A 24,664-nucleotide genomic window follows, 5' to 3' on the forward strand; every position below is an offset into this window, starting at 1 on the left:
CGGGGGGTTTATTTATCCCCTCGGCTCGTTTATATTTTGTCCTGTTGCACGATTTTTCAGCTTTTCCTTATATTCTATTTTCGCTGAATTCTGCGTGACGTATGGCGCAGCGGTAAAAGACAGGGCAGACGATGAACATTAAACCCGACGATAACTGGCGTTGGTATTTTGACAACAGCCACGACCGAATGATGCTCGACCTGGCAGACGGTATGCTTTTTCGCTCCCGCTATTCCCGCAAAATGCTCACGCCCGATGCGTTCTCAGAGTCGGGTTTCTGTGTTGATGATGCCGCCCTCTATTACACCTTTGAAGAGACCTGCCGTCAGTGCAAACTCAGTGGCAGCCATCGCGCTGAACTGGTGCTGAATGCCCTGGTCGCCGCGCGCTTCCTGAAACCGCTGATGCCGAAAAGCTGGCACTTCACCGCGTATGCCCCGGCTATGCAGCCGCGGCCCGGTGAGATGGTGCAGGTTACGCTGGCAGAAGAGGGAACGCAGGCGCGTCTGCTGGTGGTTGAAAGCGGCAGTAACGCGGCGCTCTGCCTGCTGGCTCAGCCTGCATTGACGCTGGCCGGCAAAAATATGGTGCTCGGCGATGCCATCAAGGTGATGAACGACCGCCTGCAGCCCTGGTATCAGGATGTCGCGCCGCGCTATGCCCGCGCGGTCTGACTACTTCAGTTCGACATCGCCTGCCGGAATACAGCTGCAGCTCAGCAGCGTTCCGTCCTGACGCACGGCGCCTTTTTTCAGCGCTTTAACTTCGCCCGACACCAGATTCAGCTTACAGCTGCCGCACAGTCCCGCACGACAGGAGTAGGGGATACGAAATCCCTGCATTTCCAGCTGATCCAGTAACACCTGCTGATTATCCCCGCGGAAGGTCTGTCCCTGAAAGGTGATAGCCACATCATCAGGGGCCTGTGGCTGCGGTTTCAGCGTCTCAATGACCTCTCCGGCACCGTAGAGGCGCGGAGCATGGCGCTTCAGGATCACCATTTCGTCACCGGCACGTACCATACCCTGATTACGGGCCACCAGATTCAGGCCAAAATCGATATCCCCGCTGCCATCCTGGGCGCTGCGGAACGTCTGCAGAGTGGCGAGCGGATGACCGGCAGGATGTTTGCGTCCGGTTTCGGGGCTGACCGTGGTCAGCACGCAGCGACTGCAGGGTTTCGGCACTTCAAAGATGACTTCACCTATCTGGATCTCCGCCCAGCTGTCTTCATCCCATGCAGCCGCGCCGCTCACGACCAGATTAGGACGAAACTGTTCGGCACGTACGCTGGCCGGGCAGCGCTGTTGCAGGTCATGCAGCGAGGCGCTGTTCACCAGCAAAAACGGATAGCCATCGGCAAAACTCAGCGGGACATGGTCAAATGCTTTGACCCGGCGACGGGGTTCAGGTCCGACCCAGCGCAGCTGGACGTCACGGGGAAAGAACTGGCTCAGCCACTGATTCATGGCGGGCGGGGCGATGCGTGCGCTGAAGCGATTGCCCCAGACCTCGGTCGGGTGTTCCTGTTCCCCGAAATCACTGAAGCGGATAAGCATGTGACTGCCGTCCGGCGCTTCCAGTAACAGCCCCTCAGGTAAAATAGCGGGTGTAAAGCGCACCATCTCCGGATGCTGCCGGGCGGTAATAAAGGTGCCGTCAGGTTCCGTCACCATAAACAGACGATCAAAAGCCAGCCCGCTGCCAGAAACCCGGGCGTGTGACAGCGCCAGCCCCCGCATCGACTTCACAGGATGAATAAATAAGCGGGAAAGCGTGATCATGGTGTTCTCCTTGAAACCCGACGCGCAAGACAAAAGAAGCTAACTTTATGACATAGGTCTGTGATTCGCTATAATGCGCGACAATTTTCTCAAGAGTTAAAAAGTGACGATATGAATTCTCTGTTTGCCAGCACGGCGCGTGGGCTCGAAGAGCTGTTAAAAAGTGAGCTGGACGCGCTGGGCGCGCAGGATTTGCAAGTGGTGCAGGGAGGCGTTCACTACGAAGCCGACGATCGCGTCATGTACCAAAGCCTGATGTGGAGCCGTTTAGCATCACGCATCCTGTTGCCGCTGGGAGAGTTTGGCGTCTACAGCGACCTCGATCTCTATCTGGGTGTGCAGGGCGTGGACTGGCCGTCCATGTTCGGCAGCGACAAAACCTTTGTCGTCCATTTCAGCGGCACCAATGACTCGATTCGCAACAGCCAGTTTGGTGCGCTGAAAGTCAAAGACGCCATTGTGGACAGCTTTACCCGTAAGAATCTGGAGCGTCCCAATGTCGATCGTGAGCAGGCGGATATCCGTATCAACGTCTGGCTGAATGACGATCGCGCCAGCATCGCGCTGGATCTGAGCGGCAGTTCATTGCATCAGCGTGGCTATCGCCAGCAGACCGGTCAGGCACCGTTAAAAGAGAATCTGGCGGCGGCGATTGTGCTGCGTTCTGGCTGGGAGCCATCCACCCCGCTGATCGATCCGATGTGCGGTTCAGGTACGCTGCTGATTGAAGCTGCGCTGATCGCCTGCGATCGTGCGCCTGGCCTGCTGCGCCGCCACTGGGGCTTTATGGCCTGGAGCCAGTTTAATGCTGCGCTGTGGCAGGACGTGAAAAACGAGGCGCATAATCGTGCCCGCACCGGCACGGAGAATACGCAGGCGCGCTTCTTTGGCTATGACACGAACGGCCGGGTGCTGGAGTGGGCGCAGGCGAATGCCCGCCGTGCGGGTGTGGAAGAGCTCTTTACCTTTGCACAGCAGGATCTGCTGAAGCTGACCAATCCGGTGGATGCGGCGGTTCACGGCACGGTGCTGAGCAACCCCCCTTACGGTGAGCGCCTGGAGAGCGAACCGGCGCTGATCGCGCTGCACAGTCAGCTTGGACGCCTGATGAAACAGCATTTTGGCGGCTGGAAGCTTTCTCTGTTCAGCGCCTCACCGGAGCTGCTGAGCTGCCTGCAGTTGCGCGCCGACCGTCAGTTTAAAGCCAAAAACGGCCCGCTGGATTGCGTGCAGAAAAACTATCAGCTCGCGGTGAACAGCAGCGAAAGCGCCGGGCAGATTGCGGAAGATTACGCAAACCGTCTGCGTAAAAACGTGAAGAAGCTGGAGAAGTGGGCGCGTCAGGAAGGCATTGAATGCTACCGCATTTACGATGCCGATCTGCCAGACTACAACGTGGCTGTTGATCGCTACGCTGACTGGGTGATTATCCAGGAGTATGCGCCACCGAAAACCATCGATCCCAATAAAGCGCGTCAGCGCCTGTTCGATGTGATCAGTGCGACGCTCACCGTACTGGCGTTGCCTGCAGACCGTCTGATTATGAAAACCCGCGAACGCCAGAAGGGCAAAGCGCAGTATCAGAAGCTGAGTGAGAAGGGCGACTATTTCGAAGTTAAAGAGTTTAATGCGCGTTTCCTGGTGAACCTGACCGACTATCTCGATACCGGTCTGTTCCTCGACCACCGCATTGCCCGCAAAATGCTCGGTAATATGAGCAAGGGTAAAGATTTCCTGAATCTTTTTGCTTACACCGGCACCGCCAGTGTGCATGCCGGTCTGGGCGGCGCACGCTCGACCACCACGGTCGATATGTCACGCACCTATCTGGAGTGGGCGGAACGTAACCTGCGTCTCAACGGGCTGACCGGTCGTCAGCACCGTCTGATGCAGGCGGACTGCCTGAGCTGGCTGCATGAGAGTGATGAGAATTTTGACCTGATCTTTATCGATCCGCCAACTTTCTCCAACTCCAAGCGTATGGAAGAGAGCTTCGACGTTCAGCGCGATCATATGATGCTGATGCGTAACCTGAAGCGCCTGCTGCGTCGCGGCGGCACCATCATGTTCTCCAACAACAAACGCGGTTTCAAAATGGACATGGATGGCCTGAAATCTCTGGGCCTGCAGGCGCAGGATATTACCCAGAAAACGCAGTCGCAGGATTTTGCACGCAACCGACACATTCACAACTGCTGGCTGATCACACACGCCGGTAAGGAATAAGATTACATGTCATTAATCAGTATCCACGGCGCCTATCTCTCCTTCAGCGATGCGCCGCTGTTAGACAACACCGAACTGCATATCGAAGAGAACGAGCGCGTCTGTCTGGTCGGCCGTAACGGTGCAGGTAAATCCACCCTGATGAAGATCATCAATGGTGAACAGCCCCTGGATGATGGTCGCATTATCTATGAAACCGACCTGGTCGTGGCGCGTCTGCAACAGGACCCCCCACGCAATATTACCGGTTCGGTTTATGACTTCGTGGCTGAAGGCGTTGAAGAGCAGGCAGAGCATCTGAAAGCCTATCACGCCATTTCCCATCTGGTAATGGACGATCCAAGCGATAAAAACCTCAATGAGATGGCGCGTCTGCAGAGCATTCTCGACCATCAGAATCTGTGGCAGCTGGAAAGCCGCATCCATGATGTGCTGGAGCAGATTGGCCTGAAGCCCGATACCGAGCTTTCATCGCTTTCAGGTGGCTGGCTGCGTAAAGCGGCGCTGGGCCGTGCGCTGGTGAGCAATCCGCGCGTTCTGATGCTAGATGAACCGACGAACCACCTAGATATTGAAACCATCGACTGGCTGGAAACCTTCCTGAAGAATTTCAGCGGCAGCATCGTCTTTATCTCCCATGACCGTTCGTTTATCCGCAACATGGCGACGCGGATCGTCGACCTTGACCGCGGCAAACTGGTCTCCTGGCCGGGCAACTACGATCAGTATCTGGCGGGTAAAGAGGAAGCGCTGCGCGTCGAAGAGATGCAGAACGCGGAGTTTGACCGCAAGCTGGCGCAGGAAGAGGTGTGGATCCGTCAGGGCATCAAAGCCCGTCGTACCCGCAATGAAGGTCGCGTGCGTGCGCTGAAAGCCCTGCGTCGCGAGCGTTCTGAACGCCGTGAAGTAATGGGTAAAGCGAACATGCAGGTGGGCGAAGCCTCCCGCTCGGGCAAAATTGTCTTTGAACTGGAAAATGTCGATTACGCGGTCGATGGCAAAGTGCTGGTGAAGGACTTCTCTTCCCAGGTACAGCGTGGCGATAAGATTGCTTTAATCGGGCCAAACGGCTGCGGTAAAACCACACTGCTGCGCCTGATGCTGCAACAGCTTAAGGCCGATCATGGCCGCGTGCATTCTGGCACCAAGCTGGAAGTGGCCTACTTTGACCAGCACCGTGCGGAGCTGGACCCGGATCGCACCGTGATGGACAACCTGGCCGAAGGCAAGCAGGAAGTCCTGGTTAACGGCAAACCGCGCCACGTTCTGGGTTATCTGCAGGACTTCCTGTTCCACCCGAAACGGGCCATGACCCCGGTGCGCGCGCTCTCTGGTGGTGAACGTAACCGCCTGCTGCTGGCGCGTCTGTTCCTGCGTCCCAGCAACCTGATGATTCTCGATGAACCGACTAACGACCTCGACGTCGAAACGCTGGAACTGCTGGAAGAGCTGATTGATGGCTATCAGGGCACGGTACTGCTGGTCAGCCACGATCGTCAGTTCGTCGATAATACCGTGACCGAGTGCTGGATTTTCGAAGGGAATGGCGAGATTGGCACGTTTGTTGGCGGCTACCACGATGCACAACAGCAGCGTGCAGCCTACCGGCAGCATAAGGCCTCAGCCCCAGCCAGAGCGGCAACCAGCACCGCGAAGCCCGCCGCAGAGAAGAGCGAGGCGAAGCGTAACGTGAATAAACTCAGCTATAATCTGGCGCGTGAGCTGGAACAATTGCCGCAAAAACTGGAGCAGCTTGAAGCGCGCATCGGTGAACTGCAGGCGAAGATGAGTCATCCGGACTTCTTCAGTCAGCCACACGATCAGACGCAACCGGTGCTGGATAATCTTGCTCAGGCCGAGCAGGAGCTGGAAACCGCGTTTGCGCGCTGGGAAGAGCTTGAGTCACTGAAAAACGGCGCGTAGGGCAGGGCTAGCGGATGTGTTCAGCAGTGAAAAGTAACGCGTGGATGCTCTGTCCACAGTGCGATTTAACGATCAGGCTGCCGGACATTCCCGTTGGCAGCCGGGCATCATGCCCGCGCTGCCACACTGCTCTGACGGCGAACTGGCATGAACCGCGTAAACGACCAACGGGCTATGCGCTGGCAGCGCTGTTTATGCTGGTGCTGGCGAACCTGTTTCCATTCGTCTCCATGAAGGTGGCCGGGCTGACCAGTCAGATCACTCTGATGCAGATACCCAGAGTGATGGTGTCGGAAGATTACAGCAGCCTCGCCACTTTGTTTCTGCTGTTCGTGCAGGCGGTTCCCGCCTTCTGCATGATAACCATCCTTCTGCTGGTCAATCCGATATCGTTACCCACATCGCTCAGGGTGGGTCTCGCCCGAATCCTGTTTCATCTGCGCAACTGGGGCATGTCAGAAATCTTCATGGCTGGCGTGCTGGTCAGCTTCGTCAAGCTGATGGCCTATGGTGAAATCGGACTGGAAACCAGCTTCTGGCCCTGGGTTCTGTTCTGTCTGCTGCAGTTGCGTGCCTTTCAGTGCGTCGATCGGCGTGCGCTGTGGGATCGCCTCTCACCCCGACCCGCACTGCCGCATGCGCCCGAGGTGGGCGTCAGTGGCCTGGCACAGGGCCTGCGATCCTGTCCCTGCTGCACCGCCATTCTGCCTGCGGATGAGCCCGTCTGTCCGCGTTGTGGCGTCCAGGCACAGGCCCGGCGTAAGCACAGCCTGCAATGGACGCTGGCGCTGCTGCTCACCTCAGTGCTGCTCTACATTCCGGCTAACCTGATGCCGATTATGGTCACGGAGACGCTGGGCAGCGCCTATCCCTCCAATATCATGGCGGGAGTGATTGTGCTGTGGGCTGATGGCTCCTATCCGGTGGCGCTGGTGATCTTTATCGCCAGCATCATGGTGCCGACGCTGAAAATGCTGGCAATTGGCTGGCTCTGCTGGGATGCCAGCGGACGCGGGCGACGGGACAGCCACAAAATGCATAAGATTTATGAAGTGGTCGAGTTTGTTGGCCGCTGGTCGATGATCGACGTGTTTGTGATTGCCGTGCTCTCTGCGCTGGTGCGTATGGGGCAATTAATGAATGTGTATCCCGCGTGGGGGGCAGTTCTGTTTGCGATGGTGGTGATCATCACCATGATCGCTGCCATGACCTTTGACCCGCGATTACTCTGGGATCGTGCACGTGAAAACACAATGAAGGAGTCGCGCCTTGACGGAAACTAACCACGGCCATGCAAAGGTGGAACAGATTAAGCGCTGGTCGCCGGTCTGGATTGTCCCCATCGTCACGCTGCTTATCGGCGGATGGATCCTCTTCTATCACTTCAGCCATCAGGGGCCGGAAGTGACATTAATTACCGAAAACGCTGAGGGCATTGTGGCAGGTAAAACCACCATTAAAAGCCGCAGCGTGGATGTCGGTGTGGTGGAAAGCGCGGTGCTAAGCGACGATCTCCATCATGTGGAAATTAAAGCGCGCCTCAACGCGGGCATGGACAAGCTGCTGCACAGCGATAGCGTGTTCTGGGTCGTGAAACCGCAGGTGGGCCGTGAAGGTATCAGCGGCCTTGGCACGCTGTTGTCAGGCGCCTACATCGAACTGCAGCCCGGCACGAAAAACCAGGCACCTGAGCAGTACAAGCTGCTGGATGCTCCGCCGCTGGCGCCACCGGATGCCAAAGGGATCCGCATCATACTGGACAGCAAAAAAGCCGGTCAGCTTAATCCGGGCGATCCGGTTCTGTTCCGCGGCTACCGGGTCGGTACAGTGGAAACCAGTTCGTTTGACACCGATAAACGCATGATGACCTATCAGTTGTTTATTGCCGCGCCTTACGACCGCCTGGTGACCACCAACGTGCGTTTCTGGAAAGACAGCGGCATCGCCGTGGATATGTCCGCGTCAGGCATGCGGGTCGAAATGGGATCGCTGACCACGCTGTTCAGTGGCGGCGTCAGTTTCGATGTGCCGGATGGCTGGGATCTGGGTGAAGCGGCGACAAATCATGCCGACTATCATCTGTTTGACGATCAGCGCAGCATTCAGGATTCGCTCTACACCAATCACGTCGACTATGTGCTCTTCTTCTCAGACTCCATTCGCGGTCTGCAGGCTGGTGCACCGGTTGAATTCCGCGGCATTCGCCTCGGTACCGTGTCACAGGCACCGCTGATGAAAGCGGGTCTGGATCAGGCACTGAACAACGATTACCGCGTTCCGGTGCTGATTCGCATTGAGCCGGATCGCTTTATCAGCCGACTGGGCGAGAATTTCGATCTGGAGCAGCATCTGCAGGATGGGAAGAAACGTGGCCTGCGTGCCACGCTGAAAACCGGCAACCTGCTGTCGGGTGCGCTCTATGTCGATCTCGACTTCTATGACAATGCGCCAGCCTACAAAGGCCCGCAGAAAGTCTCAGGCTATGAAGTGATCCCAACCGTCAGCGGCGGACTGAGCCAGATTCAGCAGAAACTGATGGCGGCCCTGGATAAGATCAACAGCCTGCCTCTGAACGGCATGGTCAATGAAGCGACCGGTACGCTGAAAGAGAGTCAGAAGACGATGCGCGATCTGCAGCGCACTATCGACAATATCAACAAAGTGACCGCCAGTCCGGCAATGAAGACCCTGCCGGAAGATCTGCAGCAGACGCTGCGTGAGCTGAATCGCAGCATGAAAGGACTGCAGCCCGGTTCGCCTGCTTACAGTAAGCTGGTCGGGGATATGCAACGACTGGATCAGGTGCTGCGTGAACTTCAGCCGGTACTGAGGACACTCAACACCAAGAGCAATGCGCTGGTATTTGAGGCGAAACCGGGACAGGATCCCCAGCCGAAGAGGGCGAAACAGTGAAAAAAGGATTGATACTTTGTGCCGCGCTGGTGATGAGCGCATGCAGCAGCAGCGTTGACAATACCTGGTATCAGCTGCCCTCCGGGGCGGCTTCCATGCAGGTCAGCAGCAGCCAGATGAACGAAGCTCAGCCGATGCTGTGGGTGCAGCAGGTGACGGTGCCGGATTATCTGGCCGGTAACGGGCTGGTCTACCAGACCAGTGACGTCAAATATGTCATTGCCGCCAACAACCTCTGGGCCAGTCCGCTTGATCAGCAGCTGCAGCAGACGCTGATCACCAATCTGAGCAAGGCGCTGCCTGGGCGGCTGGTAGCCGGATCGCCGCTGGGCGCGCAGCACGACACGCTGAATGTGACTATTACAGGCTTTCAGGGGCGCTACGACGGCAAGGCGATTATCAGCGGTGAATGGACGCTGGAGCATCAGGGCCGTCTGACCAAACAGGCATTTAATATTGTCCTGCCGCAGACTGAAGATGGCTACGATGCCATGGTCAGAACGCTGGCCACCGGCTGGCAGCAGACGGCGCAGCAGATCGCCAATAGTCTGGTTGCGCTAAATTAAGAATATTATGAATAAATAAGCTAAGCCCCTGATGAAATGTCGCGATATAACGGCATGATTCAGGGGCTTTTTATTAGCTCAATCAGGGCGATAGTGTTGCCGTCTCCATCACAAAACCGCGCTTTCTTTTCCGATTAAGGTCACATTTATGACAGTGGCATGAAGATTGCGCATTGATCTTTAGGTGCGCAGGGGGTAGAACGTAAGAGTGGTTGAACATTAATTCACCACTTTTCTTTCCACCAGATTCCACAGACCTTACATGAGGGACACGGAGTATGAAGAGACAGAAACGAGACCGCCTCGAACGCGCCCATTCACGTGGTTATCAGGCAGGCATTACTGGACGCTCAAAAGAGATGTGTCCGTATCAGTTGATTGACGCTAAGTCTCACTGGTTGGGAGGTTGGCGACAAGCCATGGAGGACAGGTCGGTAGCAGCATAACCGGATGTCACTGAAAAAGGAAAATAACCTCCGCCTGGCGCGGAGGTTTTTGTTTCTGTGCAGAATGCTCAGAATGCCGCGGTGTCTTTAAACAGACCCACTTTGAGATCGCTGGCGGTGTAGATCAGGTTACCGTCAACCAGCACTTCGCCATCTGCCACGCCCATCACCAGCTTGCGGTTGATCACGCGTTTGAAGTGAATGCGGTAGGTGACTTTCTTCGCGTCCGGCAGGACCTGTCCAGTGAATTTCACTTCACCCACGCCCAGCGCACGACCTTTACCTTCGCCGCCCAGCCAGCCCAGATAGAAACCTACCAGCTGCCACATGGCATCCAGACCCAGGCAACCTGGCATCACCGGATCGCCGATAAAGTGGCAGCCGAAGAACCAGAGATCGGGATTGATATCCAGTTCTGCTTCAACAAAGCCTTTGTCATATTTGCCGCCGTCTTCGGTCATTTTGACCACGCGGTCCATCATCAGCATGTTGCCGGAAGGAAGCGGCGGACCATTTTCGCCAAACAGTTCACCACGACCTGACAGAATCAGATCTTCTTTGGTATAGGATTCGCGTTTATCTACCATGTTTTCAATAAGCCTTGTTTTAGTGAATCACGAATATTAGCGAACAGTTGTACGCTGAGCAAATCGGATTAACGCTGGTTGAACCAGTTAAGCCAGCGCAGCGCCCAGGGACGTTGCGGGACATCCGGCTGGTTGAACAGGCTGATGCGTTCCTGGATGGTGTGCAGCAGGCAATCGCCCTCGCCATCCTCCGTACGCCATATTTTACCGGTCAGCAGTGGCAGGGCCTCATCAGCACGTTCTACAGCCCAGATGTGGAAACGGCCCTGTTCTACCGCGCTGACCACTGCCTGGCTGAGGCTGAGATGACGCACATTACAGGCCGGGATAATGACGCCCTGCTGGCCGGTCAGTTCACGCTGATGGCAGATCTCGAAGAAACCTTCAATCTTCTCATTCAGGCCGCCTACCGGCTGGACGTTGCCGAACTGATCAACCGATCCGGTGACGGCAATCTGCTGATTGATTGGCTGGTTAGCCAGCGCGCTGATCAATGCACAGAGCTCGGCCAGAGAGGCGCTGTCGCCATCAACTTCAGAGTATGACTGCTCAAATACCATTGACGCTGAAAAGGGCAGTTGCTGATCGAGCTCCAGCTCTGCAATCAGGTAAGCCTGCATGATCATCATGCCCTTAGCGTGGATATTGCCGCCTAGCTCCGCCTTACGCTCAATATCCATGAACTCCCCATCACCGGGGTGAACGACGCAGGTAATCCGTGTCGGATCGCCCCAGGCGCGGGGATGGCCAGGATATTCAACGACCGAGAGGCCGTTGATCTGACCGACCACTTCGCCTTCGGTTTCAATCAGAATCTGTCGCAGCAGGATTTCATCCCGCATCCGCTCATTGAGATAGTTCTCACGCCATAAGCGGGCTTCCAGTGCGTCGCGAAGCGCTTCGGCATTGAGCGTGTCACCCATCAGGGCTGACTCGCGCATCTGGCGCTGCAGCCAGCGCGGACAGAGAGGCAATGTCTCCTGGTCACCGCTATAGCGGACACCCTCTTTAATCAGTTCCGGCCAGAAGTCCGCTTCCGGAACCGGCAGACCCGCCTGACGCGCCAGCTCTTCGTTCCAGCGACACCAGGCCAGCATGTCATCTTCATCCAGAATCTGAATGTTCTCTTCAAATTCGGTATAAATCGCCATTTCATGCGCTTCAGGATCGAGCTCCTGAAAATCGGCCAGCACCTCGCGATCTCCGCACAGCACCAGATTCAGCCTGAGCGGCACAGGCGGAACAGAGACGGGCAGGGGCCGGCGCTCGTCCTGGGAAGTCCACTCCACGTAGCCCTGCTCAATCGCTTTTTTCAGGCGCAACCAGAGGATCGGCTGGGTCATCAGGCTTCGCAGTGAGAGCACCAGCGTACCGCCATTGGCGCGATGGATCAGGCCCGGTTCAGGCTGGAGGCGATCTTTATACTGGCGTACGCAGCCAAACAGCTGCTCCATTTCAACCCATTCAGCAAAATGAATGCCACCCTGACTGGTGAACGGGCGCTGAGGATCGGAGGGCGGCAGGAGCGTGATAGTGTCACCCATGATATGGTAATCACCGCCGTACAGCGTGGTACTGTCGGGCATCACCCGCTGCGCGGCCTGGGCAATGAAGGTCAGATAATCGCGATTCTCCTGGCTTCGAACCAGCAGTAACGGGAATCCCTGCGATTGATGATGTAAATGCGCCAGCGCATTCAGCAACCGGGGCTGTACCGTTGCCAGAGCATCAGTTTCTTCATCAGCAATTCGGGAGAAAACGGATTGGTATGGTGCGCTATCCGGCTGTAAGGTCTGCCACGTAAGTTGGGTGCTGGTCAAAATAATCGCATTTATCTGTTTTAAGAAAAGCGAGATTATACAGGATTCACCCTGGTTAAGCACTGCAGACTTCCTGGTGAAGTTGTGAAGCTGACAGCATGTTTTTCGTTGCTGCATCCGGGAAAAAAGCTGTTATTCTTAGCTCGTTACGTGATCACGATGAGATTCCGATGAAATACCAGCAACTCGAAAATCTTGAAAGTGGATGGAAGTGGAAATACCTGGTGAAAAAACATCGGGAAGGTGAACTGATCACGCGTCACCTTGAATTGAGTGCGGCGCAGGCGGCAGTCGATAAACTGCTGGCGATGGAAAATAATCCGGTGACGGTGAATGAATGGATTGCTGAACATATCCATGCCGATCTTGATAACCGGCTGAAACAGACCATCCGCGCACGGCGGAAACGCCATTTTAATGCAGAACATCAGCATACCCGAAAAAAATCGATCGACCTGGAGTATCTGGTCTGGCAGCGACTGGCCGGACTGGCACAGCGGCGCGGCTGTACCCTCTCTGAGACCATTGTTCAGCTGATCGAGGATGCGGAACGCAAAGAGAAATATGCTACGCAGATGTCGAGTCTGAAGCAGGACCTGCAGGCGATTCTGGGTAAATCAGGTTCAGAAAACGACTAGCCGTGGCAGGTGGAGCAGGGTGGCCAGCTCCGAACATCCCTTTATTACTGGCATAAAAAACCCCGCCTGAGCGGGGTTTTTTATTACGTGTTAACTTAAGCCTGTGGCTGAGTTACAACGTCTTTGATGCCTTTAACGTCGATTTCTACGCGACGGTCCGGCGCCAGGCAGTCGATCAGGGCGTTACGGCCTTTCACGCTGTCACAGGTGTTGCCGGTAACTGGGTTAGATTCACCCATGCCACGTGCAGAGATCTTGTTAGAAGGGATACCTTTAGAAACCAGGTAATCTACGACTGACTGAGCACGTTTCTCAGACAGTTTCTGGTTGTACTGCTCTGAACCGATACGGTCAGTGAAGCCCAGTACGACAACGGAACCATCTTTAGGATCCATTGAGCTCAGCTGGCTGTACAGCTGATCCAGAGCCTGCTGGCCTTCTGGCTTCAGGGTCGCTTTGTTGAAGGTGAACAGAACGTCAGACTTCAGAGTGAAACGCTTGGTTTCAACAACTGGTGCTGGAGCTGGGGCCGGAGCCGGAGCTGGTGCAGCGACGTCATCCTGACCGAAGCGGTAAGAAACGCCTACGCTCAGCATGCCGTTGTCTGGACGTGCACCAACGGTCTGTGCATCACCGATGTTGTTAACCCACTGGTAGTCCAGGCGGGTAGCCCAGTTTTTGGTCAGTGCGTATTCAACACCTACAGCAGCCAGCGGAGATACGCCGGTGTCGTGGTCGCTGATGCGGCCAGTAGTTGGGTTAGTCTGCGTAGCATCTGCACGCCATACCATGCCACCCAGACGGGTGTACACGTCCAGATCGTCATAGATTGGGTAGCTCAGTTTAGCTGCCAGCTGAACGCCCTGTGCTTTGAATGCGCCGTTAGTCACGGTGCCTTTGTTAGGCATGCGACCCAGCCAGTCATAGCCCAGCTCGAAACCCAGGTATGGGTTTGCCTGATAACCAACGAACGCACCTGCGCCCAGCTGGCTTTCATGAGTTGGACCGTTGTTGTTCTCATAACCGTTACCGTAGTAACCAGTGTCGTGATACTGAGACCAGCCCAGTTTAGCACCGGTGTACCAGGTGTCATCTTTAGGAGCGGCCTGCGCTACGGTAGCGAAGCCAGCCAGTGCCACTGCAATTGCGATAGCTGTCTTTTTCATTTTGCGCCTCGTTATCATCCAAATAGGCAATGAGCAAAAAGGTTGCTCTTGGTTTAAATCCTTCGCCGGGTCAAAACGCTCGCTTATGACTCTACCGCAAAAAAACGGAGGTTATTGAGCACCCTGGCGAGATAAAGTCTACAACGAGATTGGAAACTTACAAGTATGATGTGAGGCGCTTCTGTAAAAAAACAGCGATTTATACACAATTTCTAACAATTAGCCTGGTAGTATTGTCGCGGCAGCAAGCCTGAAAAACCTGCTAAACCATTGTCAATGCTCGAACTAACAGAATCAGTGGTTTAGCGACGACAGATAAGAAAAATAGCTTGAGAAACTTCTTATTTTTACTTAATGAAACAAATCCGACTGAATTTTTATGGGGTTTTGTGGTCTGAGAGGCGCTTCCGATGTCCCGCCTGAACGCAAAATCAGCCCCAGCGCTTCACCCTCTGCTGCCGCATTTTCCAGTTGACGACGCTCATCTTCATCCAGCTCGTAGGGGATCCATGCCAGTACCACGCTGTAATTGCCTGTGCGTAACGCCCTGACCATCGCCTCAACCGCATTCAGTCGTTCTGAATCGGCGATGTGCATGCTTTTATTCAGCGGTAATCCCGATTCCTGTAGCCAGGCGCGATTCAGCTTATGCGCGGGGGTTAACCACAGCTGCCAGCGTGACTGCTGACTCAATTGCTGCAATAACGGTAGCAGTAACATCTGCATCATTCCGGGCTGCTCACTGTAACGTAACTCTGTAATTCCACCAGGCTGAGCCGCCGGAACAGAAGAGGCCGCATAACGATGAGCATAGCGTGCATTATCAGGATGTTGGGTTCGCATAAGTTAATCACCAGCAGTTGACTGTATGAATATACAGTACTGTCATCCTGGATAAAGATCAACCCAAATTTCTGAAAACGCCTCGCAAAAACGCGACAAGATTAGGCGAACCCCTATTTATTCGTTGAACCCGCTTACGCTTTTTCCTATCTTCTAATTGCCTGATACCCAAGGCAATTTACGGTCTGTTTCTGACATGGAGGTGGTGCAATGAAAAAGGTGAATCCGGTTGTAGAGCGCTCCAGAGCGCATCTGGCCCCACTGGGAGCCATTGAGTCCCGTACCCAGTTCGGCGGGTATGCACTGGCGGTAGAGAGTGTGGTTTTCGCGTTAATTAATCAGGGTGAGCTCTACCTGCGCGCCAGTGAACCCCTGCAGGCGTACATCACCGAGCGGCCTCTGCAGCCGCTGGTGTTTCGCAAGCGGGGGAAGCTGGTCAGTCTCAATTACTACCGCGTCGATGAGACGTTATGGCACGATCCTGAGCACCTGCTGGCGCTCTCCGCCGCCTCACTGGAAACGGCGCAGCTGGAGCTGCAGGACAGGCAGGGTTCACCGCGACTCAAAGATCTGCCCAACCTCAGTGTCCGTCTGGAGATGATGTTGTATGACGCGGGTATCATGAGCGTCAACCATCTTTACCAGATGGGGGCCAAACAGTGCTGGCTGAAGCTGAAAGCCATCAACCAGCACGTCGGATTTCAGACATTGCTGGCGCTGCAGGGCGCAATCACCGGTCATCATGCTGCTGCACTGCCGCAGGCAACCCGGGCCGAGCTGAACGCCTGGTTTCAGCGCATGCTGTTGTCTGACACAGCGTCCGGAAGGAGCAAAGGTTAGTCGGCGAGTAGCGTGCGGCGCAGGCGAGCCATTTCAGGCATTAATGCCACCAGCAGACCAAGTTGCTGGAGCACCAGTGGCGCACGCGTGTCTGCATCCGCGGCCAGCTGGCTGATGCGCTGAGCTAACGGCTGGCGCATCGCCTCTGCCTGTTCATCACTGACCACCTCCGTCTGCAGCACATCTTCCACATAGCAGACGGTGTCATCCAGCAGCGTCAGCAGTGCCGGATCGCTGATCTTATCGCGGTGGGCACCCAGTGCTGAGATGTAGCTCAGAAACGAGTGGTTAGAACAGAGCAGCTGAAAAGCGGATTCACGCAGTTTCTGGCTGGTGCGACTTTCACTGCTCATATTTGACACCACCGACGCCAGCTCGGCATCGGCATTGTGCGCATCACGACGCGCAATGCGATAGGCGAGTCGGTTGTCTTTGCCCTGATGATACTGCTCCATGATGGCGTCAAGATAACGACAGTTCGCCTGCAGAGTCCGTTCTGCCACGGCCGGTAACTGACGGAACCGCCAGTCAGGCCAGATAAAGGCCACAGCCAGCCAGGCCAGCCCACAGCCCAGTAAGGTATCCACCACCCGTGGCAGGGCGACCTCAAATCCTTCACCTAACAGGTTAAAACAGAGCAGCACCAGCAGCGTAATAAACAGCGTGGCCTGCGCATACTGGACCTGTCTGAAGGCAAAAAAGAGCACGCCGGAGATAACGATCAGGATTAACTGACCTTCTATGGAGGGCACCAGCCATAAAACGGGCAGTCCAATCGCAATACCGGCCAGCGTCCCGCCGATACGCAACGCCAGGCGTCGCTGCGTTGCATTGTAGTTAGGCTGACAGACAAACAGACTGGTCAGCAGAATCCAGTAACCGCGTTCCAGTCCGGTCACCTGAATAAAACCGTAGCCGATACAGAGCACCACAGACATCCGGACAGCATGCCGGAACAGCGCCGACGCGGGCGTGAGATGTCGGCTGAAGCGCAGCCGGATATCACTCCAGCCACTCAGCCCTTCTCGCGACAGCAGATTGTCGCTGTGCTGAGTGTCTTCGCCTGACAGGGTCTGTTCAGATTCAATCGAGGCGAGTTGAGCGTCGATGGCGCGCAGATTACGCAGCAGCCAGAAGAGCGCACGCGTATGGGCGGCTTCCGGTTCACGCTGCTCCAGACGCTCTATGGCTTTCTGCAGACGTTCAAACGCGCGCTCAAACCGGCTGTCATGCACCCATCTTTCGCGCATCAGGATGCAATGCGCCAGCTGCCGACACGCCTGAGCCTGCATATTCAGCAGTCGCTGGAAGCGAAACAGAATTTCGTTATAGCGCCAGTCACCCCGCAGCAGGTGATATTGCAGGTGAGATGAGCTGGCCCGTTCATGAATGTCCTGCGCCACAAAGTAGTAGTGGAGGCTGCGGCGGGTTCCGCGTGAGCCGCGATCGCCGCGCAGACGACTCTGCAGCGTGGTTTTGGTCAGGTTGAGCTGGGCCACTAACTGGCTGTTGACCATTGCCGCCTCCACAAAGGCGGCATCATCCTGTTCACCCGCATCCGGGTCGAACAGATTCGCTTTCGCATCCAGATAACGCGCCAGTTGTGAAAAACTGCCGGCCAGCTGCTCCTGCACCGGTCGCACCGGGAACATCAGGTGACCCAGCAGTGTCAGCAGGTTGTACCAGAGCGCGCCGACCAGCAGCAGGATCGGCTGCATATACCACTGACTGAACAGCCCGATGCCAAGCATGGTGTAGACCGCAATCAGCAGCGCGCCAAAGGCGATCGTCGCGTAACGCTGACCCAGCGCACCCAGCAGAATAAAACCCCAGGTTGAGATCGCGAGGCCAGTGATAAAGGCCAGAGGCCAGGGAAACAGTAACTCGACGGAAACCGAGGCGATGCAGAAGCAGAGCAGGGTAATCAGCAGATTCTTCAGGCGGCCCGCCAGACGATCATCGAGATCGGCCAGCGCCGCCGCTACCACACCCAGCGTCAGCGGGATGGTCCACTCAATCTGGTGCAGCCACCAGGGAATGGCGGCGCATCCGCTCAGCGCAAACAGGATGCGCAGCAGATAGCGCCAGGCGCTGTTAAACAGATATTTGCGCCAGCCCGGCAGCGTAGCTGACATCATATTAATAGCGGCGGGCATTGGCTTCGCGCGCAGCCTGCGCCTCTTCCACTGACACCACCCGGCGTCCGACCGGCCAGAGTGCTATCGCGGCGATCTTGAAGTTAGCCAGCCCGACCGGAATGCCGATGATGCTGATGCACTGCACAATCCCGACAGAGATATGGGAAAGGCAGAGCCACCAGCCGAAGAAAATCAGCCAGAAGATATTCAGAAAGGTTCCGCCGGTGTTCATGATGTGGCTTTTGTTTTCAGGGCGAAGCACATCCACATGCACCGCCTCGTTACCAAATGGCAGCAGCGAGAGTTTGGTAATTTCCCAGCAGGAGCGGGTCAGCGGCAGGGTAAAAATCAGTACGATGCTGATCAGGGTGGCAAAGAGCCAGCTCAGGGTGGTGAAAAAACCGCCCAGGACAAAATTAAGAACGTTTAAGACGGTGCGCATAATCTTCTTTTCCTTTTGCATTCCGCAAGATGTGACGCCAAGTTTAGCCTGTTTTAAGGCTGGAGCGCCAAGGGTCTGACAGGTAAACTTCCCCGAATCCTATTCTCTGACGTGAGTGTCGGCGTGGAACTGAAAGCAACTTCGATGGGCAAACGACTTGCCCGGCATCCCTATAATCGTGTCCGTCTGATGGCAGCGGGCGTCGAAGTCAGTGGCGATAAGCATGAGTACCTGATCCCTTTTAATCAGTTGCTGGATATCGCCTGCAAACGCGGCGTGGTGTGGGGCGAACTGGAATTTTTGCTGGCTGATGAAAAAGTGGTGCGGCTGCATGGCACGGAATGGCAGGAAACGCAGCGCTTTTATCACTACCTGCTGCAGGCCTGGCAGAGCTGGAGCCTGGAGATGAGTGCGGTATGCCGCGACGTGCTGCAGACCCTGCGTGATGACATTGAGGCATTCAGTGCGCAGGATCGCTGGCTGAACCGGCATGAACTGCAGGCGCTGAAAAACACCATTATTCAGCAGTTCGATGCGTTGCCGCTGCCGCTCTCCCGCCTGAAGGATTTTGCTGACTGTCGTGAAAACCAGGCTTTCTGTCAGCGCTGGCTGGAGCAGGGCGAGGCGGCCCTGCGGCAGCGAAACCGTGACTGGACCGCCGCAATGCTGACCCGCTACCGGGCATTCTTCGACACGGTTGAGAGTACGCCTCTCAATCAATCGCAATGCGAGGCGGTAGTCAACGGCGAAGATTCACTGCTGGTACTGGCGGGCGCCGGGAGCGGTAAAACCTCCGTGCTGGTGGCGCGTGCGGGCTGGTTAATGCAGCGCAATCTCGCCAGCGCCGATCAAATTCTGCTGCTGGCCTTTGGCCGACAGGCTGCAGAAGAGATGAACGCCCGTATCCAGTCGCGGCTGTCAGCCAGTGATATTCAGGCGCGAACCTTCCATTCTCTGGCCCTGCATATTATTCGTGAAGGCAGCAACAAGCAGCCGGTCATCAGCAAGCTGGAGAGCGATGCCGATGCGCGTCGTGCACTGCTGATTCAGGAATGGCGGCAGCAGTGTCATGAAAAAAAGGCCCAGGCCAACGGCTGGCGCCAATGGCTGCGTGACGAGCTGGAGTGGGAGGTGCCGGAGGGGCCATTCTGGGAGGATGACAAACTGGCTAAGCGCCTGGCGTCCCGGCTCGAACGCTGGCTGGGGCTGATGCGTATGCATGGCGGCGCGCAGGCCGCGATGATCGCAGAGGTGCCTGAAGAGGTGCGCGATCTGTTCAGCAAACGTATCAGGCTGATGGCTCCCCTGCTGAAAGCGTGGAAGAGTGCATTAAAAGAGGAGGGCGCGGTCGATTTTTCGGGGCTGATTCATCAGGCGATTGCTCTGCTGGAAAAAGGGCGCTTTATCAGCCCCTGGAAACACATTCTCGTGGATGAGTTTCAGGATATCTCACCGCAGCGCGCCGCCTTGCTCAGCGCTTTACGCCAGCAGAACAGGCGCACCGCCCTGTTTGCCGTTGGCGATGACTGGCAGGCCATCTACCGCTTCAGCGGTGCAGAGATGACGCTGACGACGGCGTTTCATCACTACTTTGGTGAGGGTGACCGTTGTGTGCTGGATACCACTTACCGCTTTAACGATCGCATCGGCGACATCGCGAACCGTTTTATCCAGCAGAATCCGCAGCAGCTGGCGAAGCCGCTTAACAGCATCACCAAAGGGAATAAAAAGTCGATTTCACTGCTGGCGGACGATCAGCTGGAACCGTTGCTGAATAAACTCAGCGGCTATGTAAAGCCTGATGAGCGCATCCTGCTGCTGGCGCGCTATCACTACCTGCGACCGGATGTGCTGGACAAAGCCAGAACCCGCTGGCCGAAACTCAATCTGGAATTTATGACCATCCATGCCAGTAAAGGCCAGCAGGCGGACTACGTCATTCTGCTGGGGTTGCAGCAGGGCAAAGAGGGCTTTCCGGCGAACGTGCGCGAATCGATTATCGAACAGGGCCTGTTACCGCAGCCGGAAGCGTTCCCGGATGCAGAAGAGCGCCGCCTGGCCTACGTCGCCCTGACACGGGCGCGCCAGCAGGTTTTTCTGCTGTTTGATAAAAGCGCGCCGTCACCTTTTGTCGGGCACTTCCGTGAGCTGGGTGTACCGGTGTTGCGTAAAGCCTGAGTTACTTCAGCCGTCCAGCCAGATAGCGCGCATAGTCAGGGATCATGATCTCGCTGCTTTGTGCAAACAGCGGCGACTGAATAATAAAATCTGCGGTGGAGCGATTGGTGGCGACCGGGATATTCCATACGGTTGCCAGACGCAGCAGCGCTTTGACATCGGGATCGTGAGGTACCGCATTGAGCGGGTCCCAGAAAAAGATCAGCGCATCTATCTTTCCTTCTGAAATCAGCGCGCCTACCTGCTGGTCGCCGCCCATTGGGCCGCTCAGCATGGCCGTGACATTCAGGCCGGTGTCACGGTTGATCAGATTCCCGGTGGTGCCGGTCGCATAGAGGATATGGGATTCCAGTGCAGGCTGATTCTGTTTAACCCACTCAAGCAGAGCGGCTTTGCAATGGTCATGGGCGACCAGTGCGATATGTTTTTGTTTGCCAAGGGTACGGGTAGTCTGCTCCACAAACGTCTCCATTCAGGGTCATGCGGAAAAAGCGATAGTGCGAGTTTACCTCTGCGCTTTCAGCGCTATCAACTGGTGCGCAGCATTTTGACCAGCGTCAGAAACTGCTGACGCGTCGCTTCGTCAAAGCGCTGAAACCAGCGGTGAAGTGAGGGATGCTCCGCCTCAATCGTCCAGTCGAGATCGGCGGTAAGACTGACCGCAGAAGGCGTCTCAGAGGCCGAATGGGCAAAACGAGGCACAGAGGCGATCTGACCGGTGCGATTGTAGTTCACCATCGCTTTTTCCATGTCGACTGCGGGCGCGGCAGGCAGACGATCGCGCAGGCTGGTGATTTCGTTCCCTTTCTCATCCACCAGCAGAAAATTCAGGCTGCGATCGAAGTGATAGCGCTCGCGTTTTGTCTCCAGCGCAGGCAGCCGGATGGTAATGGTTTTAGCCACGGCAGTGAAGGTGACGATCATCGGCACCGATTGATAGGCGAGGGTGCTATCTTTCTGACCTTTTCGTTGCTGCTCTACCCGAAACAGAAACTGATGCTGACCCCGGTCCAGCTCTAAACTGTCTGCGCCCTTGAGGAGCGAGCCTGAAATCTTACGGCCATCCAGCACCAGCAGATCGATTTGCGGATCGAGCTTTAACGTGATGGCAGAACAGGACGCCGAAACGAGGAGAGCGACCCACCCCATTACAGCCAGCGACAGCTTCATTTCAACTCCGGTAACTGATGACACACAGGATTATGTGTAGCAAATTCTTACATTATGGCAGTGAGTTTACATTTAAACATATTTAATCGTGCGCTGGCTCAATTAATTACGTCACTGACTTAACCGTTCGGGGGTGTGCCCATCTACACTCAACTCTTGCCTGAAAGGAGATAACGATGAACGACCAGACAATTCGCGAGGTGCTGACCCGCACCCAACGCATCGCCTTAGTCGGGGCAAGCGATCGCCCTGAGCGTCCCAGCTACGGCGTGATGAAATATTTGCTTGATCAGGGGTATGACGTGATTCCGGTCAGCCCGAAGCTGGCGGGCAAGACGCTGCTGGGGCAGCAGGCGTATGCCAGCCTGGCAGATGTTCCGGGCCATATTGATATGGTGGATGTATTTCGCAATTCTGAAGCCGCGTGGGGCGTCGCCCAGGAGGCGATTGCAGTGGGCGCAAAAACCCTGTGGCTGCAGCTGGGTGTGATTAATGAGCAGGCGGCCGTGCTGGCACAGGATGCGGGTATGACGGTGATTATGGATCGCTGTCCGAAGATTGAAATTCCGCGGCTGGGGATCACGCGCTGAGAAGAGATGTGTGGCGGCAGAGGGTGCCGCCACAGATTAATGTCGCAGATGAGGCGCCTGAAGCTGCTGACGCACTGAGGCCGCCAGTTCATCCATTGAGGGCTGCTCAGGGTGTTCAACGCTGGTTTCGCCCGAAAGCTGAATCTCAGCAACATAGGTATGCACCTGATCGCCTTCTTCATCTTCCATCACGACATGATACCAGGGTGCCGAACGCATCTTCTCTTCCGCGCCAACCTCTTCAATTTTAGGCTCATCTAACGAGTACTCAGGATCGACATCGACAATAACGCCCAGTACGCCGGACAAACGATGACGAACCTGCTGACCAATACCAAATTTACTGGCAATCATAGTGACCTCCGAAAAAAAGCTCTCTTTCCAATATGGGGGCAGGAGCCAATTTTTCAAGTCACATGACGCGGCAGGCGAAACCTTTCAGGTAGAGTCCCTCCGGGTAACTGGCGATCACCGGATGATCCGCTGCCTGACGGAACTGTTCAATAAACTGCACCTCGCGGCCGGCATCCAGTGCGGCATCGGCAATGATCTTCTGGAACAGTTCGGTGGCCATCAGACCGGAACAGGAGAAGGTCAGCAGAACGCCACCGGGATTCAGCAACTGAATGGCGAGCATGTTGATATCTTTATAGCCGCGACAGGCGCCCATCAGCTGACTTTTGTTTTCGACGAACTTCGGCGGATCCATAATGATCAGATCAAATTTCTCCCCACTGTCACGATAGCGACGCAGCAGTTTGAAGACATCATCACGCTCAAAGCGCGCGCGGGAGAGGTCGAGTTCATTCAGTTCGACGTTCTGACGTGCCACATCCAGCGCTTCCTGCGAAGTATCAACGCTGATCACCTCTTTACAGCCGCCCATCAATGCCGAGACGGCGAATCCACCGGTATAGGAGAAGCAGTTAAGTACCCGGGCATCCTGAGCGTAACGGCGGGTGGCGAGACGGCTGTCTCGCTGATCGAGGTAGTAGCCGGTTTTATGGCCGCCCTGGATATCAACCAGCAGCTTCATGCCATGCTCAGTAATCGGCAGCAGAGGCGGCGGCAGTTCGCCGGTAATCGTGCCCTGCGTCAGTTCCAGACCCTCTTTCTTCCGCACGGCGACGTCGGAGCGGTCATAGACAGCACAGCCGGGGAAACATTGCTGCAGGGCAGTAATGATCGCCGCACGCTGGTATTCGGCTCCAGCGGAGAGCAGCTGCAGAACAAAAAAATTGCCAAAGCGGTCAATGGTGACGCCCGGTAAACCATCAGATTCACCGGCGATCAGACGATAGCTGTCCAGACCGTCGCGCGCTGCCAGCCATGTGCGCCACTGCTGCGCCTGCTCAAAACGGCGCACAAAGAAGGCGATATCGATGGATTCATCGGCCTGCCAGCTCCAGACACGGGCGCGAATCTGTGACTGAGGAGAATAGGCGGCGCGCGCCAGCCATTTGCCGTTACTGTCACACACGTCAATGGTTTCACCCAGTTGCGCTTTACCTTCCAGACGCGCGACAGCGCCTGAAAAGACCCAGGGATGGCGACGGAGCAGGGACTTTTCACGTCCCTTTGCGAGAATCAATCTGACTGTCATAGTTTGCTATGCTTACCTGAAAAAATGAGGTGCCATTGTCCGGTGGATAACGGGAAATTGCAACGAACAGCAGCAGGAGGGCAGTATGTCAGCAGCCTGTTTTAAAGCATGGGTTTATGGCCGCGTGCAGGGCGTCGGATTCCGTTACAGCACCCGGGCTGAAGCCCGCGCGCTGGATGTGCTGGGCTATGCGCGTAACCTGGAGGATGGCAGTGTCGAAGTGCTGGCCTGGGGCGAGGCGGAAAAGGTCGAGGCCCTCATCGCCTGGCTTAAAGCGGGCGGGCCACGCAGCGCGCGGGTGGACAGTGTACGGGTGGAGCCGCAGCAGCCGTCATCGCCCCCACGCGGCTTTACGACCGGATAGTCAGAGACATTTGGCCGGTTTGGGCAGGCCTGCGATTTTCGTCGCCTGCTTAGCCGGCCCGTCAGGGAAAAGACGAAACAGATAGCGGCTGTTGCCTTTCTCTTCTCCATACTTCTTCGCCATCGCCTTCACCAGCATTCGTACGGCGGGGGAAGTGTTAAATTCCAGATAGAAGGCGCGTACAAAATGGACGACCTCCCAGTGGGCGTCGGTCAGCGTAAGGCCTTCCTGCGCGGCAATATGTTCAGCCAGCGCTGCACTCCAGTCGCTGGGATTTTTCAGATAGCCTTCGGCATCGACGGCGATTTCGTTACCGTTAAAATTCACGTGACTTCCTCTCTGTAAATGACGGCGCAGTGTAGCAAACTGGCGTAACAGTAAAAGCAAAAACCCCGCCGGAGCGGGGTTTTCAACGCTGATGCACGTG

At 55.9% G+C, this 24,664-nt stretch carries 24 protein-coding genes; 12 read left to right on the forward strand and 12 right to left on the reverse strand.

What is annotated here, in order from left to right:
• Positions 1 to 131: 131 nt before the first annotated feature.
• The gene (locus HFD97_RS02665; protein ID WP_009091060.1) at positions 132 to 674 is read left to right on the forward strand and encodes a cell division protein ZapC; all 543 of its coding nucleotides are present in this window, start codon (positions 132 to 134) and stop codon (positions 672 to 674) included.
• Here HFD97_RS02665 and HFD97_RS02670 read toward each other — a convergent pair whose 3' ends face one another.
• Positions 675 to 1,784: a YcbX family protein gene (locus tag HFD97_RS02670; protein ID WP_167431040.1), complete on the reverse strand. Its 1,110-nt coding sequence runs from the start codon at positions 1,782 to 1,784 to the stop codon at positions 675 to 677. It lies immediately after the preceding gene.
• Positions 1,785 to 1,895: 111 nt separating this feature from the next.
• Here HFD97_RS02670 and rlmKL point away from each other — a divergent pair, with 111 nt between their 5' ends.
• The 6 genes from rlmKL to rmf all read left to right on the forward strand — a co-directional run bounded on the left by rlmKL (position 1,896) and on the right by rmf (position 9,858).
• The gene (gene rlmKL, locus HFD97_RS02675; RefSeq protein ID WP_009091055.1) at positions 1,896 to 4,010 is read left to right on the forward strand and encodes a bifunctional 23S rRNA (guanine(2069)-N(7))-methyltransferase RlmK/23S rRNA (guanine(2445)-N(2))-methyltransferase RlmL; all 2,115 of its coding nucleotides are present in this window, start codon (positions 1,896 to 1,898) and stop codon (positions 4,008 to 4,010) included.
• 6 nt (positions 4,011 to 4,016) lie between these two features.
• Positions 4,017 to 5,933 carry an ABC transporter ATP-binding protein gene (locus HFD97_RS02680; RefSeq protein ID WP_058957434.1) on the forward strand — a complete coding sequence of 639 codons (1,917 nt, stop codon included), beginning with the start codon at positions 4,017 to 4,019 and terminating at the stop codon, positions 5,931 to 5,933.
• A 14-nt stretch (positions 5,934 to 5,947) separates the two neighbouring features.
• A complete protein-coding gene (gene pqiA, locus HFD97_RS02685) occupies positions 5,948 to 7,216 on the forward strand; it encodes a membrane integrity-associated transporter subunit PqiA (protein WP_167431039.1) in 1,269 nt (422 codons plus the stop codon).
• Positions 7,203 to 8,846, forward strand: a complete 1,644-nt coding sequence (gene pqiB, locus HFD97_RS02690) for an intermembrane transport protein PqiB (RefSeq protein ID WP_009091050.1) — start codon at positions 7,203 to 7,205, stop codon at positions 8,844 to 8,846. The genes pqiA and pqiB overlap by 14 nt, the downstream gene beginning before the upstream one ends.
• Complete coding sequence (gene pqiC, locus HFD97_RS02695) at positions 8,843 to 9,412, forward strand: membrane integrity-associated transporter subunit PqiC (protein ID WP_167431038.1); 570 nt, start codon at positions 8,843 to 8,845, stop codon at positions 9,410 to 9,412. The genes pqiB and pqiC overlap by 4 nt, the downstream gene beginning before the upstream one ends.
• Positions 9,413 to 9,690: 278 nt before the next feature.
• The gene (gene rmf, locus HFD97_RS02700; protein WP_008925875.1) at positions 9,691 to 9,858 is read left to right on the forward strand and encodes a ribosome modulation factor; all 168 of its coding nucleotides are present in this window, start codon (positions 9,691 to 9,693) and stop codon (positions 9,856 to 9,858) included.
• Positions 9,859 to 9,926: 68 nt separating this feature from the next.
• Here rmf and fabA read toward each other — a convergent pair whose 3' ends face one another.
• Both fabA and HFD97_RS02710 read right to left on the reverse strand, forming a co-directional pair.
• Positions 9,927 to 10,445 (reverse strand): bifunctional 3-hydroxydecanoyl-ACP dehydratase/trans-2-decenoyl-ACP isomerase, encoded by a 519-nt coding sequence (gene fabA / locus HFD97_RS02705; RefSeq protein WP_009091047.1) that lies wholly within the window; start codon positions 10,443 to 10,445, stop codon positions 9,927 to 9,929.
• A 68-nt stretch (positions 10,446 to 10,513) separates the two neighbouring features.
• Complete coding sequence (locus tag HFD97_RS02710; RefSeq protein WP_167431037.1) at positions 10,514 to 12,382, reverse strand: Lon protease family protein; 1,869 nt, start codon at positions 12,380 to 12,382, stop codon at positions 10,514 to 10,516.
• A gap of 53 nt (positions 12,383 to 12,435) precedes the next feature.
• Between HFD97_RS02710 and matP the strand changes: the two genes are divergently transcribed.
• Complete coding sequence (gene matP, locus HFD97_RS02715; protein ID WP_009091043.1) at positions 12,436 to 12,903, forward strand: macrodomain Ter protein MatP; 468 nt, start codon at positions 12,436 to 12,438, stop codon at positions 12,901 to 12,903.
• 95 nt (positions 12,904 to 12,998) lie between these two features.
• Here matP and ompA read toward each other — a convergent pair whose 3' ends face one another.
• Positions 12,999 to 14,069: a porin OmpA gene (gene ompA / locus HFD97_RS02720; RefSeq protein ID WP_046101549.1), complete on the reverse strand. Its 1,071-nt coding sequence runs from the start codon at positions 14,067 to 14,069 to the stop codon at positions 12,999 to 13,001.
• Between the two features lie 351 nt (positions 14,070 to 14,420).
• Entirely contained in the window at positions 14,421 to 14,912 is a 492-nt protein-coding gene (gene sulA / locus HFD97_RS02725; RefSeq protein ID WP_167431036.1) for an SOS-induced cell division inhibitor SulA, read from the reverse strand.
• A 210-nt stretch (positions 14,913 to 15,122) separates the two neighbouring features.
• Between sulA and HFD97_RS02730 the strand changes: the two genes are divergently transcribed.
• Positions 15,123 to 15,752, forward strand: coding sequence for a TfoX/Sxy family DNA transformation protein (locus HFD97_RS02730; protein ID WP_167431035.1), 630 nt, complete (start codon positions 15,123 to 15,125; stop codon positions 15,750 to 15,752).
• Here the strand turns inward: HFD97_RS02730 and yccS are convergent.
• Together yccS and HFD97_RS02740 are read right to left on the reverse strand one after the other, a co-directional pair.
• Complete coding sequence (gene yccS, locus HFD97_RS02735) at positions 15,749 to 17,890, reverse strand: YccS family putative transporter (RefSeq protein WP_370528393.1); 2,142 nt, start codon at positions 17,888 to 17,890, stop codon at positions 15,749 to 15,751. The two genes, HFD97_RS02730 and yccS, sit on opposite strands and share 4 nt — an antisense overlap.
• 1 nt (position 17,891) lies before the next feature.
• On the reverse strand, positions 17,892 to 18,332 hold the full coding sequence (locus HFD97_RS02740) for a YccF domain-containing protein (protein WP_009091033.1): 441 nt from the start codon (positions 18,330 to 18,332) through the stop codon (positions 17,892 to 17,894).
• A 123-nt stretch (positions 18,333 to 18,455) separates the two neighbouring features.
• On the opposite strand from HFD97_RS02740, the gene helD reads away from it, so the two are divergent.
• Positions 18,456 to 20,510 carry a DNA helicase IV gene (helD, locus tag HFD97_RS02745; RefSeq protein ID WP_167431034.1) on the forward strand — a complete coding sequence of 685 codons (2,055 nt, stop codon included), beginning with the start codon at positions 18,456 to 18,458 and terminating at the stop codon, positions 20,508 to 20,510.
• A 1-nt stretch (position 20,511) separates the two neighbouring features.
• Here the strand turns inward: helD and mgsA are convergent, their stop codons facing one another.
• Complete coding sequence (gene mgsA / locus HFD97_RS02750; RefSeq protein ID WP_009091029.1) at positions 20,512 to 20,970, reverse strand: methylglyoxal synthase; 459 nt, start codon at positions 20,968 to 20,970, stop codon at positions 20,512 to 20,514.
• Between the two features lie 68 nt (positions 20,971 to 21,038).
• Positions 21,039 to 21,680 (reverse strand): DUF2057 family protein, encoded by a 642-nt coding sequence (locus HFD97_RS02755; protein ID WP_167431033.1) that lies wholly within the window; start codon positions 21,678 to 21,680, stop codon positions 21,039 to 21,041.
• A gap of 176 nt (positions 21,681 to 21,856) precedes the next feature.
• On the opposite strand from HFD97_RS02755, the gene HFD97_RS02760 reads away from it, so the two are divergent.
• Positions 21,857 to 22,270 carry a CoA-binding protein gene (locus HFD97_RS02760; protein ID WP_009091026.1) on the forward strand — a complete coding sequence of 138 codons (414 nt, stop codon included), beginning with the start codon at positions 21,857 to 21,859 and terminating at the stop codon, positions 22,268 to 22,270.
• A 36-nt stretch (positions 22,271 to 22,306) separates the two neighbouring features.
• Here the strand turns inward: HFD97_RS02760 and hspQ are convergent, their stop codons facing one another.
• Positions 22,307 to 22,624 (reverse strand): heat shock protein HspQ, encoded by a 318-nt coding sequence (gene hspQ, locus HFD97_RS02765; protein ID WP_009091024.1) that lies wholly within the window; start codon positions 22,622 to 22,624, stop codon positions 22,307 to 22,309.
• Between the two features lie 58 nt (positions 22,625 to 22,682).
• Positions 22,683 to 23,873 (reverse strand): 23S rRNA (cytosine(1962)-C(5))-methyltransferase RlmI, encoded by a 1,191-nt coding sequence (gene rlmI / locus HFD97_RS02770; protein WP_009091023.1) that lies wholly within the window; start codon positions 23,871 to 23,873, stop codon positions 22,683 to 22,685.
• Positions 23,874 to 23,958: 85 nt separating this feature from the next.
• On the opposite strand from rlmI, the gene yccX reads away from it, so the two are divergent.
• Positions 23,959 to 24,237, forward strand: coding sequence for an acylphosphatase (gene yccX / locus HFD97_RS02775; RefSeq protein WP_167431032.1), 279 nt, complete (start codon positions 23,959 to 23,961; stop codon positions 24,235 to 24,237).
• Here yccX and HFD97_RS02780 read toward each other — a convergent pair whose 3' ends face one another.
• A complete protein-coding gene (locus HFD97_RS02780) occupies positions 24,238 to 24,564 on the reverse strand; it encodes a TusE/DsrC/DsvC family sulfur relay protein (protein WP_009091019.1) in 327 nt (108 codons plus the stop codon).
• Positions 24,565 to 24,664: the final 100 nt, after the last annotated feature.

Source organism: Pantoea sp. EKM103V, from assembly GCF_011800365.1.
In the GTDB taxonomy this organism is placed as follows: domain Bacteria; phylum Pseudomonadota; class Gammaproteobacteria; order Enterobacterales; family Enterobacteriaceae; genus Pantoea; species Pantoea anthophila.